Below are 20,490 nucleotides of genomic sequence, written 5' to 3'. Positions count from 1 at the left end.
GCTTAGGATTTTTGGTACAAGGCCAATATTTCATCAATTTTTTTGCGTCCTTCGCCAGCGCAGCTAATTGAGCGCCGCATTTCTGCTCGGTAAAGATGGCGCGCTTTACTATATAACGTTCTGGTATAGTGAGTATCATGATTTGATACCAGAACTGGAATCTCTTTTTTATAGGCAATTTGCTCCGCTAATTGTGACAACCTTTGATGTTCATCAAACCCAAAATTATTAGAATAGTAGGCGGTAAAACCTGCTGTTTCATTAGGTGATAAATAAGGTGGATCACAATAAATAACTGAGTTACGTTTCGCCATTTTCATCGCTTTATGATAAGGCGTACAGACAAACTCAGCATTTTGTGCCTTTTTGGCAAAGAAATAGAGTTCCCTTTCCGGGAAATAAATAGTCTTGTAACGGCCAAATGGCACATTAAATAAACCACTATTATTATAACGACATAGGCCGTTGTAACAGTGACGATTTAAATAGACAAATAAAAGCGATCGCAAATATTGATCTTTGCTATAATTAAACACGTCACGTAGTTGATAAAATGCTTCAGCCTGATTATTTTGATCATTAAATAGTAATTTAAGATCATTAATGAACTGCTCCGGATTGGATTGTAATAACTTAAATAGTGCAATTAGATCATGATTGATATCAGCTAAAATATAACTTTTGAAGTTAGTATTTAAAAAAACGGAACCAGCGCCTACAAAGGGCTCAATGAGTTGTTCACCTTCCGGTAGATACCGTTTTATAGTGTCTACAAGCTCATATTTTCCTCCTGCCCACTTTAAAAAGGCTCGTCGCTTCTTCAACGGAAACTCCTATTTTGTCATTGGTAGGATATATGAACGATATCCTTTACTATTTTGCCGATTTTTCTTTATTAATCGTTGCGCCAGATTTAACCCAAGGTTTATCTTTTTTTAGTGCATCAGGTAAAGAGTTGATTGCTTTTTTAGCTTCAGCAGCAGAATCATACGTACCATTAACTAAAATAAACCATTTGGCATTATTTCGTTTAGTTTCATAAATTTGGTAATTGGTTAAATTATGTTTTTTTGCTAATTTTTTTAAACCTTCAAGCGAAGTTGATGCACTAAGTTGAATCGAAAACTGATTACTCTTTATTTTGTCAATTTTAGTCAGGTTATTATTTGCTTTAGATTCAACCTTGTTCGGCGAGGTTGGTCTATTATTCACATTATTATGCGATAAATTATTATCCTGATGAGTATTCTGGTCAATCTGTGACTCAGGTTTACTCTCTGGTAAAGGTTGACTGTTGGCTCCATTACCATTATTACCGGTCAATTCGCTACTGTTTTGTTGTTCATTAACATCGGTAATTGGTGCCGGCGCCATAGGCGCTGGTACCGTACTAGATGCTTGACCTTGAGTTGTATCTGTTGCAACGTCATTGGCTTGCGTTGTTATGGTTGGTTCAGGTTCTTGTGTCGTCGAAACACCGCTAACTTCAGGTGGAGTTAGTGGGGTAGGTGTTTTGGGTTTTGACGAACGCAATAACATTGCGCTAATTAATAAGACAATAATAACAATAGTTAACCCCATAATTATCAATTTCTTTTTCGAATAATGCTGAAAAAAATTGGCAATACTAAATGAGGGCGTAGACGGCTTATTGGATTGTTCTGATATATAACGATCATCTTTATCTACACGCATATTAACTCCTTAACCTATTAATAGGTTTAATGCCTTATAACCAACCATGGTTTATCGATCAATGATTTAAATTTGTTCTATTTTATCAATGATATATCCAGCAACACCTTTAGCACTTTGCTCATCGGTTTTAATTGTGATGTCAGCAATTTCTTCATAAAGAGGATCTCGTTCCTGAGCTAATTCTTCATAAAGTTCGCGAGGGGTATTGCCACCTTGTAATAAAGGACGACGTTTATCTTTTTGTGTTCTTGCCATTTGTTTTTCAATTGTTGTTTCTAAATAAACGACAATACCGCGTGCTGATAAACGATTACGCGTCTCTTTCGATAGTACTGAACCACCACCGGTAGCAAGTACTACACCTTGTTTTTCAGTCAATTCATTAATGACTTTCTCTTCTCTGGCTCGGAATCCGTCTTCACCTTCTAAGTCAAAGATCCATGCAATATCAGCACCTGTACGTTTTTCAATCTCTTGATCAGAGTCAAAAAATTCCATGCCTAACTGTTGTGCAATTTGTCGGCCTATTGTGCTTTTTCCTGCCCCCATTGGGCCAATTAGAAAGATATTTCGCTTTTCTGCCATTGTAGTTTCATCATCTATTAATTTTGGTTAAAATTTACAACACAATATCAATTTTCAATGATTTTTATCATCATTTTACCTTTGAATTGTGTAACTTTCTTGGATCTCCGTCTAACGACAAAAATTTAGGTCGGTAATTATCTCAATAGATAGCCCTATTTTGCAACAGGTATTTACTAATCAGTTAACTTATCCCCGCTTGATGTAGGTCATGAATATTAAGTGCACCAACTAATTCACCTTGATTATTGACTACTGGGGCAGCTGTAATATTATGATCATTAAATGTTTTTAAGGCTTCGACCGCTTTCCAATTTTCCGGTATTTGATATCCTGGACTGGTCATTACTTCGATAATATTGTCTTGTAGTGTACCATGTTTTAATAGTAAACGACGCAAATCCCCATCAGTAAAAACGCCAACAATTTTATTATTATCTTGGCATATTGCCACTAATCCTACACCCGTTCGACTTAATTCTAACATCGCATCGAGTACCGTTGCTGATTGTGAAACTTTAGGAATTAAATCGCCTTTACGCATAATATCTTTTACGTGATTTAACAATTTAGCGCCTAGACTACCAGCAGGATGTGAACGAGCAAAATCTTCTTCTTTAAAACCACGAGCACGCATAACGGCAATAGCTAAAGCATCACCCATTAATAATGTATTGGTTGAACTTGAGGTTGGAGCAAGTCCCATTGGGCAAGCTTCTTTCTCAATTGAAATGTCTAATACTGCTTGTGCTGCTGTCGCAAGTGGCGAATCAAGTCCTCCAGTAATAGCGATAACCGGAATATTCATGGCTGCAAGGATTGGTAAAATAAATTGAAACTCCTTTGCTCGACCAGAATAAGAGATCAAAATTACTACGTCGTTTTCGGTTACCATGCCTAAATCACCGTGTAAAGCTTCAGAGGGATGCATAAAAAAAGCTGGACTACCAGTACTAGCTAATGAAGCGGCGATTTTTTTTCCAATATGTCCTGATTTACCAATACCTGACACGACAACTTTTCCCTTGGTGGACAAGATGAACTGACAAGCTTTAATAAAGTCTTTGCCAAGCCGTGCTGGTAACTTTTGTGCTTCGTGAAGTTCAAGTTCAAGAAGTTCTCGACCATATTGTAACAATTTATCCATGTTTACTTGCCTATAGAATTAAATTTACACAAAAATTAAATTTATAATCAATTTTATGATTATATTTAATCAGATTATGTTAGATAGTCTAACAATTAACTATTGAATATTCAAAAAGCTTTTAGAATTAAAAAACAAAATTAGTGAAAGAATATTTAAGAACGTTTTTTTAATAGCAAAAAAATTGAGGAACTGGGGTTTTTTAAAGGGTTAAAACTCTATTTTTTAGACTTCAGTCAGTAATAATATTTACAAAATTTAACAATTTAATCGTTAAATAAAGTTGCGTAGATCTTTTTTATTACTATACTTTATAGATGATTTAAACCGCACTATTCGACGAGGAATTAGGCAGTTTAAATAAAATAAAGTTAAATAAAACATAGGATTACTTGACAATGAGCGTCGAAATGGATTATAATTTACAACACCCAACACCCAACACCCAACCTGCCAAACTTATCCTTTAAATTGGTTTAGTTTTAACAAGCCAAGTTCATTATTTCTGCTTAGTCAGTTTTATCAGCAAAATTTCAGATCACTATTAAGGTCATTTTTATTCTCGCCGTTTTTGTTAACTTTTCTGTTTATTCTATTCCTGTCATTTTCATTTAATAGTCAAGCGTTGTCGGCTCATACGACAAATGTTATTCACGGTACAGCGCCATATTTGACTTTTGATGGTGGACAAACACGGGTCACTGATACTAATAATTTATTAGCTATAACGTTATCGAATGGTGAAAAAATTACTCCAGAAACAAATAATTCTTCGGTAACACCTATTGTGTTACCCAATGCAGGGGAAAGTTTTGCCAATATTGGCATGATGATACCAACTAATAGCAATTCAATTTCGTTAACTTCTCTTATTGGTTCACCGTATAACTATTGGCGAGATGATGATGGTGATGCTAGTATTACGGCTACGGGTGATCTAAGTTTATCTATTGTTGATAAGTTTAATCAATCTGTATCACGTAATACTGTACTAACAATTTGTAACTCACCTTATAAAGTCAAATTAACTAGTACTAAAGGCATATTACAAACCCGTTATGGTGTGCCAAATAGTAGTAATTTTAGTGCCAGTAGTGTGACTTATTACATTAACCCTAAAGCAACACCCGTGGTTTGTTTTGCTAAACCTGATTTAGAATTTGGTAAACTAGAGCATTTTACTGATGGTGATCATGATTTCCGCGGGCCACCCACCATGTGGAATGAAAATAGAGGGTTTATTCCACAGTCTACAGACCCATCGTCTTACCATTTAAATTTCCCGACAACAGGTATGTTGGATATATATTTTGATTTAGAAATTGGTGGTAGTAACCAGGCCTTATCTTGGTCTTCAGTTACTGATGGTGATGGCAGAATTAGCGTTATCTTTTCGAATGTATCAAATACAAATGTTCGCGTTCAATTAAAAGGGCCTCATGCCCGGAGTAGTCAAGAGAGAGAGTCAAAGAATCCTCGTAAGGTAGCTATACCATCATTACCCCAGACTTTTGAACTAGTGGGTAGAGATAGTCGTGGTAATCAGGTTGTTAAATATGGATTTAAGTTAAAGCAGTGGTTTATTGATAGACACACTGTGAGTAGTAATATTCCCTATAATCACATAGATTGGTGTCAAAAAATAGGATATCGTCTTGCAAATGTTAGGGATTTAACTAATGCATCTTGTCAGGGAGTGAAGAGGGAGTATTGTGCCGAATATTCTGCCGGTCGAGTCGGCGCTACGCCTTCATCACCTAATAATTTTTATCAGCGAGTTATTGGTGCCGGATTATTTTCGGAATGGGGCCATTTGTATAACTATGATATTGCAAAGCACGGAGAAGCCTACACGGCAGCAGATATCGACAGAGCATACCACTATGTAGGATCGGGTCGTGGTGAGATTGTAGCCAATCTTGATATCAGATACTGGAGGCAGCCAGGTGCTTGTGTTTATCCTTAGTAATGATTTTTGGCTTTATTGTCTATTTGAATAGTAACTTAAAGTAGTTTTATAGTGATGACGATAAAATATTTAGATAATCTATTTCCGCCCTTGGGCGGATTAACTATTGCCAAACGTTATTTTTCAAGAAAAAATTGAGCAATGGTTTTTTGAAGTATTAAAATCCCAACGCTACTTTAATCCCTAGTAAGATCAATATTACACCTAATAATTTATCAATAATAAATTGAAGTTTGAAATAACGTCGCTGGACGATTTGGGTTTGAAAGATAAATACTACCAATGGCCACCAAAGTAGGGCTTCAAGCCAAATAATAAATGCGACGAGCAATTTATCCATTAAAGTTGAGTCTGCATTGAGCAGTTGGGTAAATATAGCCAGAAAAAACAGTGTCGCTTTTGGATTTAGTAAGTTACATAATAGCCCTTGTATAAATGCCGTTTTTGCGGTGACATTAATTTGTTGAGTTTGTTTGCTCACATAAGTGGTAGCACTACTTTTAGCTAATAACGCTTTAATACCTATCCATAGCAGATAAGTGGCGCCTGCATAACGCAAAGCATTATACAGCCACGGGGTGGCGGTGATTAATACTGCAATACCTGCCACACAATAGCTCATATGAATGGCGATCGCGCTTATCACCCCTAAACAGGTCATTAATGCCATTTTTCGGTTATAACTTAAGCTGTTTTTTAAGACGAGAAAAAAATCTGGTCCTGGGGATATCATGCCTAAACAGCTAATGGTAATAACTAAAATTAAACAATCAATTGTCATTTATACACTACTTTTGAGCTGCATTATTTAAGGTTGCAATGTTTGCTTTATGTTGTTCTATAAATTGTTTTTTATCAACGTTCTCACCGCTTAAGTAATCGGTTAAAAATTTTGCATTGGTTTTAATTTGTGCACCATTTAGAATCAATCTCGGTAAATCAATTTGATAAATATTTTGATTAGGTGATTTTTGTAAATCATCAACATTTGCATTGGTTAACAAATAGAGTTTGCGCTCTTTTTCTGATAACTTTTTCACCGTTTCGGTGCCAGCCCCCATCATTAAATGGTCAGGGAAGATATAAAACACGGTGTTGTCTAAGATACCTTGCTGTTTTAGGTGGTTAATAAATTCCCCTAAATTATAATCGAGCGAAGCGGCCACAAAAGACATATTATCTTGTTTTGGACTGATTATTGATGTCATGCGCTCATCATTAAAACCGTTTGGAGCATGAGTTGAGACTGTTGAGATAAATAACGCAAAGGGTTTATCGGCATTTTGCAACTCTTGTATTTGCTGTTTAGCAATGTCTAATATATCTTTATCATACAATCCAAATGGTGCATTTGGATATTTGCCTACATAATTTTTTTCTGAAACGACTTGCATGCCTATTACTTCGGCGGTGTGGCCAATTCCTGCAAATTCTGGACCAGCCATAACATAGCGAGTTTGATAACCGGCTTGTTTTAGCACATCACCTAAAGTAACCAATTGGGTGGTATTTGCACCTTTTAATGGTGAAGTTGAGTGTTCTCCGATTAAAAATGGCACACCAGTCATATAGGTATACATAGAAGCTGTTGTCCATGTACTACCTGCACTCATTGGCATATTAGCAAAGAAAGTGTATTGTTGCCTGAGTTGTCTTAAATTTGGCGTGATATCAGCAAAATCCAAAAATCCTTGTTCGAAGGATTCTAACGACAACACAATAATATTTTTGCCTTTTTGGCTATCAAGTTGTGATTTTTCAACATAATCATTCATATTTAAGTTTTGTAACGCTTGGGCAAAAGTTGCTTTTGGGGCACAAGTAACTTGATAGATTTCATAAGCACGACTAATAGGACCGTTATGATAACTAATTGAGGCAACAGCAATAGCAACTAATAGTAATCGCCAGTGTAATTTACATTTATGGCGAAACCAGTTGGCTAACTTGCTGAGGATAACCACTAACCCCAAAAATACCACAATCACTAATAGCGCTTGCAGTCTAAAGATGAATAATCCTTCAATAATATCATTCACGTTCAGATTGACGTAAAACTGATAATCAATAAATCCACCACTAAAATAAATTGAGGTAAGCTCCATCACAATAATAACTGTCATTAAAATGATGGTGAATAATTGCCATTTTTTTTGTTTAAAAAACGAAGCTAAACTAATGGTTAAGATAAAAAGTGGTAAAACAATTAACGTCGATAATGGCATAACAATCAATACTCATTTTTACTTTAAAATTTAAAAATTGTCTCAGTATATACTTAATAAGCAGAAAAATAAAAATCGGCATTGATTGGTTAATACCTTAACCAGTCCTTTGCAGTCAATGTCGATTTCTACTTTATCAACTATATCAACTATTTTACTTAAGTTATTTTACCTTAATGATAATAATTATTGTTTGTTGTTGATAATTGAAAGCATTAGCAATAAGATAGCTAACAAATATTTGCAACTATTTTAAGGTCTATGCCATGTTGTGCTGGTTACGCAATGTTACAATTGCTTTATCAATGTCTTTGTTTTGTTTATCAATAAGTTATGCTGATATTACTTTACCTTCGCCACAAATGAAAGATGGCATGGGGTTATTTGATAGTCTTAAAAAACGTGCTTCAACTTCAGGCGGTGGGTTTCCAACCGGCATGGTTTCTGATGATGAACTATCAAGTGTGCTTTGGTCGGCAACGGGATTAAATCGAGGTAAAAATGGTTGGACGGTGCCAATGGCTAATGGTAAGCAACCTTATGTTCGTCTTTATGTAGCAAGCGATAAAGGTGCCTTTTTATATGAATGGGAAGGACACTATCTTCGTGAGATAACTAAGCAAGATATTCGTGCTGACATTGGCATGCAAAATTTTACTAAGCGAGCACCATATATTCTTATTTTTGTAGCTGATGGTGCGAATCTCAATGATTTTGATGCACAAAAAGCCAATGATTTTAGTCAAATTGCGGTTGGTGCTATGAGTCAAAACGTCTATTTGTCAGCGGCGGCATTAAAACTTAGCACTCGTTACATCCATTCAATTAAGCCTGAGATTATTAGTCAATCGTTACAATTGCCAGAAAACAGCAAACCAATAGGGATAATGTTGTTAGCAAAATAAGGAGTAAGCAGTGAAAAAGTATTTAACTTTAATGTTACTACTGATTGCCAGTTTAGCGATTTTTAGTTCCCCTTCTTACGCAACTGAAAAGAAGTATGCAAGCTGGAATGCGATTGTGGATGAAATGGATATCATTTTAAATGATGCTTATAACATCTATTTTATGAAAGACAGCGAGGCTGCCAAAGATCGAGTAAACAATGCTTATTTTGGCTTTTATGAAAAGCATGGTGTTGAACGAGCTGTAATGTCTTACATTTCCGGTAAACGTGGCACTGATACCGAATACCAATTTGCTAAAATTAAACGATTAATGAGTCAAGGCGCGCCTAACAAAGTCGTGCGAACCGAGATTGATGTTATTTTGAAAATGCTCCACGAGGATGCTAACGAGTTAGATGGTAAAAAAGAGAGTGGCTGGAGTGTCTTCTTTGCCTCATTTATTATCATTTTCCGTGAAGGATTAGAGGCGATACTGGTGATTGCGGCCATTTCTGCATATTTAGTTCGTTCAGATAATAAGCCAATGCTTAAAGTCGTCTATCTAAGCAGTTTATTTGCGGTGTTTGCCAGCGTGTTGGCTGCTATCGCCTTGCATACTATTGTTGGTTTAAGTGGTGCCAATCAAGAAATTATGGAAGGCGCCGCCATGTTACTCGCAACAGTGGTGCTGTTTTTTATAAGTAACTGGATGCTATCTAAGTCAGAATCGAAAGCATGGAAAAATTATGTTGAAGGTAAGGTGCAAAGTGCGGTATCAACCGGAAGCAGTTTTGCGTTAGGGTTTGCTGCTTTTTTAGCTGTATTTCGTGAAGGAGCGGAAACGATCATATTTTATCAAGCTATGTTAGCTGATGCTAAAGATCACATGGATATGGTGTGGTATGGACTAGGTGTTGGTACCATCGTGTTGACTTTGGTATTTATTGTTATCCGCTTTGGCAGTGTTAAATTACCGCTTAAACCATTTTTTATTTGTACCAGTGCGTTAATGTATCTTATGGCGATAGCCTTTGCAGGCGGTGGTGTGAAAGAGTTACAAGAAGCGGATATTATTTCGGTCACCCCAGTAGACTTTGTCCATTCAGTAGAGGTATTAGGCATCTATCCAACGGTTGAAACATTGGTGCCACAGTTAGTCATGCTAGTTGTCGTGATGCTCTCTATTATGTATTACAAAAAATATCATAAAAATTAAATAATATTATTATTCTTGGTGTAATTTAAACTTGAATAGTAATGAAAACATTGGCAGTAATTTGTAATTGATTAGTTATTAATTTATTGACTAATTATTAAAGAGTAAAACAAGTTGTTAAAAAAATTAAGGAGTTTTCAATGAAAAAACTAATTATTTCTGCTGGTATTTCGTCAATACTTGCACTTTCTTCAATGGCAAATGCAGCTGCGCCAGCACCAGGTGAAGAAAAAGGTTTTGAAGAGTTTCCAATCGGTGAAGAAGTCACTGTTGGTCCATTACATATTGGTGCGGTTTACTTCCAACCTGTAGATATGGAGCCTGCTGGTATGGGTGGCTTACCTGCTTCTAAGTCAGATATGCATATTGAAGCCGATATTTCTGCTGCCGAAGGTAATAAATTAGGTTTTGGTGTAGGTGATTTTGTCCCTTACTTAACTGTAAAATATAAAATTCAAAAACAAGGTAGTGACAAAACTATCGAAGGTAATTTTATGCCGATGAATGCATCAGATGGCCCACACTATGGTAACAATATTAAGTTAGATGGTGCTGGTAAATATAAAGTTACATTCACAATCGAAAACCCTGAAAAACAAGGTTATTTATTGCATGTAGATAAAGAAACGGGTGTTGAAGGTCGTTTCTGGTCTAAACCAATCGAGGTTTCTTGGGACTTTGACTACATCCCTCGTGCATGGTAATGATTATTTTTAAATGAGTTAACTCAATAAATATTTAGCTAAACCATTGGCGAGTGTAACAACTCGCCAATATACGTTGTAATCTTTAGGCAATCGTTATGCTCCAATATCTTATCAGTATTACCGATAATACTTTTGTACCTGTGATCATATTGGCACTTGTTAGTGCAGTGTTTGTTCAGTCAAACCTTTATAGTGGTAAAAAATATCTTATCATTGGTTTTTTATTGGGAATGCTGGCGGCAATCATTTATGCCATCTTAAAGCGTAATACCGGTATTGCTGTTCGAGAGTACTATGACCTTGGTGTGATTATCCCTTGGTGCATCATTGTCATTCCATTGCTTATCAGTTGGTCGCTCAGAAATTCGTTTCAACAACCTATTATTAAGATTCTATTGGCTGTATTAACTGCAGTTGCCATAGGGCTGATTACAGCTCAATGCTTACCGAATATTTTACTGTACCCATTTGGATTTGATGTTGGCATGGAGTCAATATTCAATAATGATTATCTGTTTAAATGGGTTGGTTATGGCTTTGCTCTATTAGTTTGTGGTTTAATTGGCTGGTTGATTTATCGCCTTTGCGCTAGGTTATCAACTCGATTGGTTAAGGTGATCGCGACATTTGCCATTATTATCTTTACCATGCAAAATGCCATTAATCTACTACAAATATTAATTGTCAGACGATTTATCTCACCGCAACAATGGATGATGGATTTGGTGATTTTTATTTTAGCTCATGTCAATTTGTTTACTTTTATCTTTATGGTGTTGGTATTACTACTCACTGTTTTATTATATACCAAAGCAAAAACCACCTCGCTGGTTGGTAATAATCCAGCTCAAATACGCAAACTTAAAGCAAGTTTACGTCGTGATCGTCGTACATCATTGTTGTTAATGGCGGGAGTGGCTATTACTGCCTACACCGTTACTCGTGCTCGTTATATATTTGAAAAAGGGGTCGAACTTACCCCTGCTGAACCTGTTACGCTAAATGCTGATGGTTTAATTGTTATTCCATTAGAACAAGTTAATGACGGCAATTTGCATCGTTATGGTTATCAAACAACCGATGGCACATTAGTAAGATTTATTGTGATTAAGAAAAGCGAAAATGCTTATGGGGTTGGTTTTGATGCTTGTGATATTTGTGGGGCAAGTGGTTATTATCAACGAGGAAATCAAGTTGTCTGTATTTTATGTGATGTAGTGATGAATATTGCGACTATTGGTTTTTCTGGCGGTTGTAATCCCGTTCCACTTAAATATGAGATTTTAGATGGCAATATGATTATTCGACCTACGCATCTTGAAGCTGAAAAAAGTCGTTTTAAGTAAATGGTTTTAAAAGGAAGAAAATATGTTTCGTAGAATGTTACTTAGCGTGTTAGTTCGTCAAAAAAAGAAGCTATTTTTAATCGCCTTAACTGTTGCTTTAGGTGTGTCGCTGGCGACTGCCATGTTAAATGTAATGTTTGATGTCGGTGATAAAGTTAATCAGGAATTAAAAGCCTACGGTGCTAACTTAAATATCGTTCCCAAAGGGGCTGCATTAGTTAATGAGTTATATCAACTGGATAATACTGATACACAAGCTGCTATTCAATATATCAAGCAAGATGATTTAGTAAAGATTAAGATGATCTTCTGGGCATATAATATTGTTGATTTTGCACCTTATCTTACTACACAAGTAACAGTTAATGATAAACCAGTTACCCTCGTTGGAACTTGGTTTAATAAACATCTGACTATTCCAACTGGTGATGAGGTTGACACTGGCATGTTAGCTATGAAGTCATGGTGGTCAATTGAAGGCAACACTATGAAGGATGATAATTTGCAAGGTGTAATGGTGGGTGAGACTATTGCCACGCAATTAAATCTGAAACTAGGCGATAGCCTTGAGCTAATTTCACCATTAACAAATAAAAAAGTTACTTTAACTGTAAATAATATCTTCCATAGCGGAGGAATCGAAGATGCAGAGCTTTATGTGTCACTTCCTGTCGCGCAAAATCTGGCTAATAAAGATGGTTTGGTTGAACGGGTAGAAGTGAGTGCATTAACCACGCCTGAAAATGATTTAGCCCGTAAAGCAGCACAAGATCCTAATAGCTTATCACGAACTGAATGGGATACATGGTACTGTACCGCTTATATCAGTTCGATAGCCTATCAATTGGAGGAGTTAATGCCCGATGTTAGAGTTAAAGCAATTATGCAAGTCGCTGAATCAGAAGGATCAATCTTACAAAAAACGCAGTTATTAATGCTATTGTTAACTGTTTTATCCTTAATTTGCTCGGCGCTAGCAATATCCAATTTAGTTACTGCCAATGTGATTGAGCGTAGTACTGAAATTGGTTTATTAAAAGCGTTAGGAGCAACAAATATTTCGGTAGCGATGTTAATCCTTACTGAAATACTGATCATTGCTTTACTCGGGGGGATGGTTGGTTATTTTGTCGGTCTTGGCTTTGCGCAAATTATTGGGCAAACGGTATTTGGTTCGTTTGTTGAACCTAAGATGATAATTATTCCACTGGTGTTAATTATGGTAAGCATGATTACATTATTAGGTAGCTTACCGGCATTACGTATTATGATGTTTTTACGCCCAACCGATGTGTTGCATGGTCGGTAAGTGAGGCTAAATGATGATGAATAAAAATCAACGCTTTATTTTAAAAACGCTGCTTAGTTCGTTAATTCGCCGTCGTTCCCGGATTGCTATTGCATTACTCGGTGTAGCGATAGGAGCCACGGTTTTACTTGGTATGGTTACACTTTGTTATGATATCCCAAGACAAATGGGACAAGAGTTTCGCTCTTATGGTGCTAATCTGCTGTTGATGCCGGCTAATAATCAACCTACCATGCCAATGGCGGAAGTAAAAAAAGCTGTTAGCTTACTACCGCAAGATAAGCTATTAGGAGTTACCCCATTTCGTTATGACTCTATCCGCAGTAATCAACAGCCTTATACCATTGTTGGCACGCAGTTTGATCAGGTTATCAATACTAGCCCTTATTGGAAAATAGAAGGTGAAGTGCCGAAAAATCCAAATGAAATTATGATCGGTACCGATATTGCCCATTTTGCTAAGCTTAGCATTGGTAGTACCATACCAATTTCAGGAAAATCTAAACAAAACTCGCGCTTCGATGAAGAATTAACTATTACCGGCATCGTCAAAACCGGTCGAGCTGAGGATAACTTTATCTTTATTGAACTCAATGATCTTGAAACGTTACTCGAAGAAAACAATCAAGCTGAAGTGGTCGAAATAAGTATTACGGCAACGCAAGATGAGTTACAGCGCTATATTCAAACCATTAAAGATAATTCCAGCTCGGTCGACCCCCATCTTATAAAATGGGTAACACAATCGGAAGCATCGGTGCTCGGTAAACTGTCATCTTTACTCTATTTGGTTACACTAGTGGTGTTAATTTTGACAATGATCTGTGTCGCCACCACTATGATGACCGTCGTCATGGAGCGCCGTAAAGAGATTGGTCTGAAAAAAGCTATTGGTGCAACCAACAAAAGTATTGCCAAAGAATTTTTAGCCGAAGGATTAATTTTAGGTATTGTCGGTGGCGTGATAGGCGTAATTTGTGGTCTGATTTTTGCCCAAGTAATCAGTGCTAATGTATTTGGGCGATCAATTGTAATTGAATTTTATTTAATACCAACAACGATTATTATTTCGGCTGTGGTAACCATTATTGCGTGTTTGATTCCAGTAAAACGTGCACTTGAAGTTGAACCAGCATTAGTTTTACGTGGCGAATAGGATAGTAAAGTATGAATATGCTCGAAGTGAATAATGTATCTAAAATCTATGGCTCATTACATGCCTTGTCTGAAATTAACTTAACCGTTGAAGAGGGTAAATGGTTATCTATTATGGGACCATCAGGCAGTGGTAAAACAACCTTAATGAATATTATTGGTTGTATGGATAAACCGTCATTAGGCTCTGTGATTTTAGATGGACAAGATATTACCCAGTTGTCATTACCACAGCTGACGGAAATTCGCCGTGATAAGATTGGTCTAATTTTTCAACAATTCCATCTTGTTTCCTATTTAACTGCATTAGAAAACGTAATGGTGGCGCAATATTATCACAGTATGGTAGATGAAAAAGAAGCCTTACAAGCATTAGAACGAGTTGGACTTGCGGCACGGGCCAAACATTTACCACGCCAATTATCTGGTGGTGAACAGCAAAGGGTCTGTATTGCCAGAGCACTAATTAATTATCCAAAACTGATTTTAGCTGATGAGCCAACTGGTAACTTAGATGAAAGTAATGAAGCAATGGTTATGAACTTACTACATCAACTTCACGAAGAAGGAAGTACAATCATCGTTGTTACGCATTCGCCTGAAGTATCAAAACATGCGCAGACTACGGTGGTTCTTGAACATGGTAAGGTAGCAAGTATTATCAATAATTAATGATTAAAGGGTCTATATTTATGAAAAATCGCATTGTTTCATCTGTATTGTTTATATTCATCGGGGCGCTACTTATTTTATTTCCGCTTTATATTTTACCTGTCTGCCCGTTACCTGATGCGCAAGCTATACCTGCTACAACGATGGCAGGGGATGGGCATATGCATTCAACTCCAGGTAAAATCATGAAATGCTTTTGGACTGCAAGGGCTGAAATTGGTATTGGTAGTTTAGTGATTGCCATTGGTGCGTTAGTACTATTTAGTCGCTCACTATTTGTCCGTATGGGATTGAGTATGGCGTTAGCTTGCACTGCAGTTTTAGCGGCAGCTATTCCAACTATTTTAATCGGTGTCTGTGGCAATGAGATGATGCGTTGTAATATGGGTGCCAAACCTGCACTGATTTTATTAGCTATCGTTTTAGTAATTGCAGCAATTAGCAATGTGCTCTATTTGAATAAACAAGTAAATAAACAAATAAGATAAACAGTATTAAGTAAGTATCGACAATCAACATTAGTTAACATCAGCCTTAATACAACAAGATATAGAAAACGAGAACTAAAACATGCAAGAAAAACCGATTACTATAGCAAATTTAGCATGGCGAAACATTCAAAGACGACCATTTCGGAGTTGTTGTTTGATTATCATTATTATGCTGTTTTCCGCTACGCTATTTGGCGGTAGCGTGTTAATGAAAAATCTGAGTTTAGGTATTTCCGGTATGGCTAATCGTTTAGGCGCGGATATTCTTGTTGTACCTTACGGTTATGAAAAAAATCTTGAAGTTGCATTGTTACGTGGTGAACCAAGCAGTTTTTATCTAAAAGCGGATTTGATTGATAAAATTAAAAATATTAAGGGAATTACAGCGGTCTCGCCACAATTGTTTATTGCTTCGTTAAGTGCTGGCTGCTGTACCTCTAAAGTACAACTTATTGGTTTTGATCAAGAAAGTGATTTTGTGATCAAACCATGGTTGCAAACGCAGTTAAGCCAACCGTTGATCGATAATCAGGTTGTTGTTGGTAGCAAAATTACCGCCAATGTAGGTGAAGAAATTAAGTTTTTTAATCATCCATTTAAAGTCGCAGCCAAAATGGATAGTACCGGAATGGGTTTTGATACCTCTGTATTTATGACAATTCCTACGGCACAATTACTGATGAAAGAAGCGAACCTAATTGAAGGCGATACAGAACACTTTACTAACTATGTATCATCGATTTTTGTTAAAGTCGATCCTGATTATCAGCCTAAAGATATTGTTAATCAAATCATGCCGAAATATGCTATTGACTACAATATTGATTTTGTGATGACCAAAGGCATGTTAAGTAATATTTCCAAATGGCTAACTGGTTTTTCAACTATTGTCTATAGTTTATCGGCAATTTTCTGGGTATTGGCAATTATTGTCATCTTTGTGATATTTTCATCATCACTTAATGAACGTAAACGTGAAATAAGTCTATTACGTATTTTAGGCGCTTCACGTAGTGATCTGGTCAAAATGTTACTGCGAGAATCACTTATTATTAGCGCCTTAGGTGGCATTGCAGGTATTGTGATCGCTGGTGTATTAATTTATGCCTTTAGCTTATTGATTTGCCAGTCGATAGGTTTGCCATGTATGAACATTTCCATTACTGACGGATTAATTTATGCATTAATGGTATTTATGTTGACGTTGATTATTGGTCCGCTGTCTAGTATTTATTCGGCATTATCGTTGACTAAATTTGATACTTATCAAACATTAAGAGAGGGTGAATAATGTTATTGGATGTCAAAAACCTTCGCAAAGATTATCAACGTGGTTCGCAACATTTCTCAGCGGTAAATAATGTTAGTTTTTCAATGGCACAAACCGATTTCATCAGTATTATGGGCAAATCAGGCAGTGGTAAAACGACGTTACTTAATATGATTGCTGGGTTATTAACTCCTACTCAAGGTAAAATTACCATTAATGGTACCAACTTATTTGAACTTGATGATAAGCAGGTTTCAGCATTTCGTAATCAAAATATTGGCTACATTCCACAAGGTAGTAGTTTATTACCCAATTTGACTGCACTGGAAAATATTCGATTACCATTTTATTTAACTAAACGGGAAAACCAATCCAGCTTAAATTATGCGCTGGATCTGCTTGAAAAGGCTAAAATCGGCTACTTAAAAGATACTTATCCCGCGAATATGTCGGGAGGAGAAATGCGTCGAATTGCTATTTTACGTGCGCTGATTTGTCGACCACAATTAGTGATTGCCGATGAACCTACCAGCGATCTTGATGAAGAAAGCTCCGCACAAATTATGGCGTTATTAACCGAGATTCACCAACAAGGTACAGGACTATTAATTGTTACTCATGATAATGATGTAGCAAATTATAGCCAAAGAACGTTAAAAATGTCTTCGGGTAGATTAATTGATTAATTAATTTACCTTTATGGCTTTATTATTAATTATAAGAGTAGTGGATTACAGCCCATATCGATCATAATTTTATTTAACTTTATCAGCGGTAATCCAACTAATGAATTAATATCATCACCTTCAAGCTTATCAAAAAGGGTAATACCTAGTTCATCACATTTAAAACTACCAGCACATTGTAGAGGCATTTCTTTAGCGATATAAGCATCAATTTCTGCATCAGTTAACCGGCGAAAAGTAACCTTAAACGGTTCACAAATTGTTTGCGATTGGCGAGTACGAGTATCAATGACGGTCATTCCGGTATAAAAGTAAAACGCTTTGCCACTGCTATTTTTCAATTGTTGTTGGGCATTTTCAACGGTATGTGGTTTGCAAACAATCTGATCATCCAATACACCTACTTGGTCAGAACCAATAATCAAACTATCAGGATAATTAGCCACTAACGACTGTGCTTTGGCATTAGCTAAACGCACCACCAATTGCTGTGCACTTTCATTTAGCAAAGGCGTTTCATCACAAATGGGTGGTACACACTCAAACGGAATGGCTAATTTTTCCAATACCTTTTTACGTGATAGCGATGTCGATGCTAAGATAATTCTCATTGCAACTATTCTCTTGAGATTCATGGGGAAAGATGAGCATTAAAACCGATATGACGGTAATAATCAACTGTCTCTTATGTTATAAATTTATTATGCAACGATGGTCAGTGTTATTTTGGGGCTATTGTCTAAAAGGCTTATTAATCACTCTTTTTCGATAAGTTTTATTAACTACTAAATCTGTTAAACTACAAGTAATTGCAACAAATCTTTGTTCATTGAATTTCAGACGTTTTATTGTTTGGTGGCAATTTCAATACCAAGATTATGTCCGAGTAAAGAGGATTTGCGCGCCCCTCTTTACCAACTCCCGCGGCGACCACGCAAGTGGTCACGATGTGACGGCCTTCCGCCATCGTTCGCTGTTAACGCACCGGCTGTATTTGTTCCAGACGAAGAGCAGCTTTGCCAAACATCCCTGTTTGCCATGCTAATCTTACTCCGTTGTCAGCACTTTGCTAATGCCGCTAGATAGAAATCACAGAACTGATTGATAAAAATAAACTTTTATTATTAGCGCTCGCTGATTTTAGTTTCATAACCGATTTAAGAGAAATATTGTTTTACTGTCGGTTTGAGGTCATGATGATAAATAATGTTCGTTATAGTTGATCTCCATCATGGTTTTGCAAAAAAATTATTTCAATCTTTTAAATTCGCGTTAGGATAGTCATGTAACGACTGGATTTCATTTAAAATTAGTATCATACTGAACCAATACCGTTGGCCTTCACCAATAAAATGGTAAAGCCAAGTTTAAATATTGTGAGGAGGCGTTATGTACAAAAAAATATTAGTTCCGATTGATGTGCTTGAAGATGAACTCACTCAAAAAGTGATCCCTCATGTAGAGTGTTTAGCAAAATTATCTAATGCACAAGTTATCTTCTTTCATACCTTACCGGTTGCATCGGCTATCGTGAATGCTTACTCATTTGGTTTTGATGAGTTTAAAGATCAAGCTACTGTACAAACAGAACAGTGGTTACATCGTTTGATTGATACAATTAATTTACCTCGGGAAAATTTATCTTTTTCAATCGCTTTTGGTAATCCACGAGATGAGATCTTACGTCTGGCCGAAGAAATTGAACCTGATCTTATTATTTTAGGTTCAAGACGTCCTAATATCTCAACACACTTACTGGGATCAAATGCCTCAGGCGTGGTGCGAGGCGCACAAACATCAGTGTTAGTAGTTCGCTAATTCAGTTATAATCAAAGTGCCCTTTAAATGAGGGCATTATGTTGTTATTCATTTAGACACAAAATCTATCGATTTACCTATTATTAACAATTTTCATCTCAACTTAAGGAGAAAAAATGAAAATTAAAAATATCGATCATTTTGTTATTACCAGCCAAGATCTCAGTAAAAGTATCGTATTTTATTAAGATATTTTAGGATTGAAACATGTCGAACGTGACGGACGACATGCCTTTGTTTTTGGCAATCAAAAATCAATATTCATGCCCCAAAAGGTGAGTTTCAACCAGCGGCATTACACCCAGAATATGGAAGCCAAGATTTTTGTTTAATTGTTGAAGACGATATTGAAACCGTAAAAAAAGAGTTCGAAAAAAAGGGCTATCCCCTTGTAGAAGGGATTGTTGAACGACACGGTGCTAAAGGTAATATCAAAAGCCTATATCTAAGAGATCCAGACGGAAATCTTGTCGAACTAGCTAATTATTGTAATTAAAGTTAATACTGATCGACCAAATTTAAATAATTGGCTATCTAAATATAAAAATTTGAGGAAAGGGGTTTTTAAAGCTTAAAATCAATCCGATAAATCACTAAAACCAGTTATCTCATTAGCTAGGGCCAATAATAAAAGTTTATTTTGATAAATCAGTTTAGTGCTTCTCATTTAGCGACATTAGCAATGTGCTGACAACTGAGAGAGATTAGCATGGCAAACAGGGATGTTTGGCAAGGCTGGTGTTTGTCAGGAACAAATACAGCCGATGCGTTAAGAGCGAACGAAGGCGGAAGGCCGTCACATAGTGACCACTTGCGTGGTCGCCGAGGGAGTCGGTAAAGAGGGTTCGCGCAAACCCTCTTTACTCGGACGTACCCTCGGTATTGAAATAACCACCAAACAACAAAACGTCCGAAACTCATTGAGTAAAAAAATTTGAGGAAAGGGTTTTTTAAAGCCTAAATCTAGTCAATGAATCGCTAAAGTTAGTTATAAAATCAGCTAGTGACAATAATAAAAGTTTATTTTTATCAATCAGTTCGGTAAATTTTATCTAGCGACATGAGCAATGAGCTGACAACTGAGTGAGGTTAGCATGACAAACAGGGATGTTTGGCAAGGCTGTGTTTTGTCAGGAACAAATACAGCCGATGCGTTAACAGCGAACGAAGGCGGAAGGCAGTCACATCGTGACCACTTGCGTGGTCGCCGCGGGAGTGGGTAAAGAGGGTTCTCACCAACCCTCTTAACTCGGACGTAATCGCCGTATAGGAATAGCCACCAAACAACAAAACGTCCGAAACTCAAAGA

At 36.6% G+C, this 20,490-nt stretch carries 22 protein-coding genes and 1 pseudogene; 15 read left to right on the top strand and 8 right to left on the bottom strand.

What is annotated here, in order from left to right:
• Window positions 1–2: 2 nt before the first annotated feature.
• The 4 genes from H3T54_RS08235 to gutQ form a co-directional block, all read right to left on the bottom strand.
• Window positions 3–824 carry a Dam family site-specific DNA-(adenine-N6)-methyltransferase gene (locus tag H3T54_RS08235; protein WP_110448378.1) on the bottom strand — a complete coding sequence of 274 codons (822 nt, stop codon included), beginning with the start codon at window positions 822–824 and terminating at the stop codon, window positions 3–5.
• A 49-nt stretch (window positions 825–873) separates the two neighbouring features.
• Window positions 874–1,695: an SPOR domain-containing protein gene (locus tag H3T54_RS08230; protein WP_198221976.1), complete on the bottom strand. Its 822-nt coding sequence runs from the start codon at window positions 1,693–1,695 to the stop codon at window positions 874–876.
• 66 nt (window positions 1,696–1,761) lie between these two features.
• Complete coding sequence (aroK, locus tag H3T54_RS08225; RefSeq protein ID WP_034901329.1) at window positions 1,762–2,283, bottom strand: shikimate kinase AroK; 522 nt, start codon at window positions 2,281–2,283, stop codon at window positions 1,762–1,764.
• Between the two features lie 184 nt (window positions 2,284–2,467).
• Window positions 2,468–3,430, bottom strand: coding sequence for an arabinose-5-phosphate isomerase GutQ (gutQ, locus tag H3T54_RS08220; protein ID WP_198221974.1), 963 nt, complete (start codon window positions 3,428–3,430; stop codon window positions 2,468–2,470).
• Between the two features lie 625 nt (window positions 3,431–4,055).
• On the opposite strand from gutQ, the gene H3T54_RS08215 reads away from it, so the two are divergent.
• Window positions 4,056–5,396, top strand: a complete 1,341-nt coding sequence (locus tag H3T54_RS08215; protein ID WP_198221972.1) for a hypothetical protein — start codon at window positions 4,056–4,058, stop codon at window positions 5,394–5,396.
• A 160-nt stretch (window positions 5,397–5,556) separates the two neighbouring features.
• On the opposite strand, the gene H3T54_RS08210 is transcribed toward H3T54_RS08215, so the two are convergent.
• Together H3T54_RS08210 and H3T54_RS08205 are read right to left on the bottom strand one after the other, a co-directional pair.
• Window positions 5,557–6,180: a LysE family transporter gene (locus tag H3T54_RS08210; RefSeq protein WP_198221970.1), complete on the bottom strand. Its 624-nt coding sequence runs from the start codon at window positions 6,178–6,180 to the stop codon at window positions 5,557–5,559.
• A gap of 7 nt (window positions 6,181–6,187) precedes the next feature.
• Complete coding sequence (locus H3T54_RS08205) at window positions 6,188–7,624, bottom strand: LTA synthase family protein (RefSeq protein ID WP_198221968.1); 1,437 nt, start codon at window positions 7,622–7,624, stop codon at window positions 6,188–6,190.
• A 266-nt stretch (window positions 7,625–7,890) separates the two neighbouring features.
• Between H3T54_RS08205 and H3T54_RS08200 the strand changes: the two genes are divergently transcribed.
• From H3T54_RS08200 to H3T54_RS08155, 10 genes are all read left to right on the top strand, one after another.
• Complete coding sequence (locus H3T54_RS08200; RefSeq protein WP_198221966.1) at window positions 7,891–8,529, top strand: nitroreductase family protein; 639 nt, start codon at window positions 7,891–7,893, stop codon at window positions 8,527–8,529.
• Window positions 8,530–8,539: 10 nt separating this feature from the next.
• On the top strand, window positions 8,540–9,727 hold the full coding sequence (locus tag H3T54_RS08195) for an FTR1 family protein (protein WP_198221964.1): 1,188 nt from the start codon (window positions 8,540–8,542) through the stop codon (window positions 9,725–9,727).
• A 140-nt stretch (window positions 9,728–9,867) separates the two neighbouring features.
• Window positions 9,868–10,431 carry an iron transporter gene (locus tag H3T54_RS08190; protein WP_065578501.1) on the top strand — a complete coding sequence of 188 codons (564 nt, stop codon included), beginning with the start codon at window positions 9,868–9,870 and terminating at the stop codon, window positions 10,429–10,431.
• 98 nt (window positions 10,432–10,529) lie between these two features.
• Window positions 10,530–11,780 (top strand): Fe-S-containing protein, encoded by a 1,251-nt coding sequence (locus tag H3T54_RS08185; protein WP_198221962.1) that lies wholly within the window; start codon window positions 10,530–10,532, stop codon window positions 11,778–11,780.
• Window positions 11,781–11,802: 22 nt separating this feature from the next.
• Window positions 11,803–13,089 (top strand): ABC transporter permease, encoded by a 1,287-nt coding sequence (locus H3T54_RS08180; RefSeq protein WP_198199120.1) that lies wholly within the window; start codon window positions 11,803–11,805, stop codon window positions 13,087–13,089.
• Between the two features lie 16 nt (window positions 13,090–13,105).
• Window positions 13,106–14,245 carry an FtsX-like permease family protein gene (locus H3T54_RS08175; RefSeq protein ID WP_198221960.1) on the top strand — a complete coding sequence of 380 codons (1,140 nt, stop codon included), beginning with the start codon at window positions 13,106–13,108 and terminating at the stop codon, window positions 14,243–14,245.
• Between the two features lie 11 nt (window positions 14,246–14,256).
• Window positions 14,257–14,916, top strand: a complete 660-nt coding sequence (locus tag H3T54_RS08170) for an ABC transporter ATP-binding protein (RefSeq protein ID WP_065614032.1) — start codon at window positions 14,257–14,259, stop codon at window positions 14,914–14,916.
• A 20-nt stretch (window positions 14,917–14,936) separates the two neighbouring features.
• Window positions 14,937–15,404, top strand: a complete 468-nt coding sequence (locus H3T54_RS08165; RefSeq protein WP_110448369.1) for a DUF4418 family protein — start codon at window positions 14,937–14,939, stop codon at window positions 15,402–15,404.
• A gap of 82 nt (window positions 15,405–15,486) precedes the next feature.
• Window positions 15,487–16,698: an ABC transporter permease gene (locus tag H3T54_RS08160; protein ID WP_198221957.1), complete on the top strand. Its 1,212-nt coding sequence runs from the start codon at window positions 15,487–15,489 to the stop codon at window positions 16,696–16,698.
• The gene (locus H3T54_RS08155; protein WP_110448367.1) at window positions 16,698–17,363 is read left to right on the top strand and encodes an ABC transporter ATP-binding protein; all 666 of its coding nucleotides are present in this window, start codon (window positions 16,698–16,700) and stop codon (window positions 17,361–17,363) included. The genes H3T54_RS08160 and H3T54_RS08155 overlap by 1 nt, the downstream gene beginning before the upstream one ends.
• A 29-nt stretch (window positions 17,364–17,392) precedes the next feature.
• On the opposite strand, the gene H3T54_RS08150 is transcribed toward H3T54_RS08155, so the two are convergent.
• Window positions 17,393–17,974 carry a nucleoside triphosphate pyrophosphatase gene (locus H3T54_RS08150; RefSeq protein ID WP_198199124.1) on the bottom strand — a complete coding sequence of 194 codons (582 nt, stop codon included), beginning with the start codon at window positions 17,972–17,974 and terminating at the stop codon, window positions 17,393–17,395.
• A 300-nt stretch (window positions 17,975–18,274) separates the two neighbouring features.
• Window positions 18,275–18,403 carry a hypothetical protein gene (locus H3T54_RS11990; RefSeq protein ID WP_255520634.1) on the bottom strand — a complete coding sequence of 43 codons (129 nt, stop codon included), beginning with the start codon at window positions 18,401–18,403 and terminating at the stop codon, window positions 18,275–18,277.
• Between the two features lie 349 nt (window positions 18,404–18,752).
• Here H3T54_RS11990 and H3T54_RS08145 point away from each other — a divergent pair, with 349 nt between their 5' ends.
• The 4 genes and pseudogenes from H3T54_RS08145 (at window position 18,753) to H3T54_RS11980 (ending at window position 20,404) form a co-directional block, all read left to right on the top strand.
• Window positions 18,753–19,181: a universal stress protein gene (locus H3T54_RS08145; protein ID WP_110448364.1), complete on the top strand. Its 429-nt coding sequence runs from the start codon at window positions 18,753–18,755 to the stop codon at window positions 19,179–19,181.
• 116 nt (window positions 19,182–19,297) lie between these two features.
• Window positions 19,298–19,677 (top strand): annotated as a pseudogene (locus H3T54_RS12090) (VOC family protein).
• 213 nt (window positions 19,678–19,890) lie between these two features.
• Complete coding sequence (locus H3T54_RS11985; protein ID WP_255520633.1) at window positions 19,891–20,019, top strand: hypothetical protein; 129 nt, start codon at window positions 19,891–19,893, stop codon at window positions 20,017–20,019.
• A gap of 256 nt (window positions 20,020–20,275) precedes the next feature.
• Window positions 20,276–20,404 carry a hypothetical protein gene (locus tag H3T54_RS11980; protein ID WP_255520632.1) on the top strand — a complete coding sequence of 43 codons (129 nt, stop codon included), beginning with the start codon at window positions 20,276–20,278 and terminating at the stop codon, window positions 20,402–20,404.
• Window positions 20,405–20,490 lie beyond the last annotated feature (86 nt).

This window comes from Gilliamella sp. B14384G10 (assembly GCF_016101685.1).
GTDB classification, from domain to species: Bacteria; Pseudomonadota; Gammaproteobacteria; order Enterobacterales; family Orbaceae; genus Gilliamella; species Gilliamella apis_A.
The sequence above is the reverse complement of the archived record's forward strand: the minus strand, read 5'-3'. Positions and strand labels throughout refer to the sequence as shown.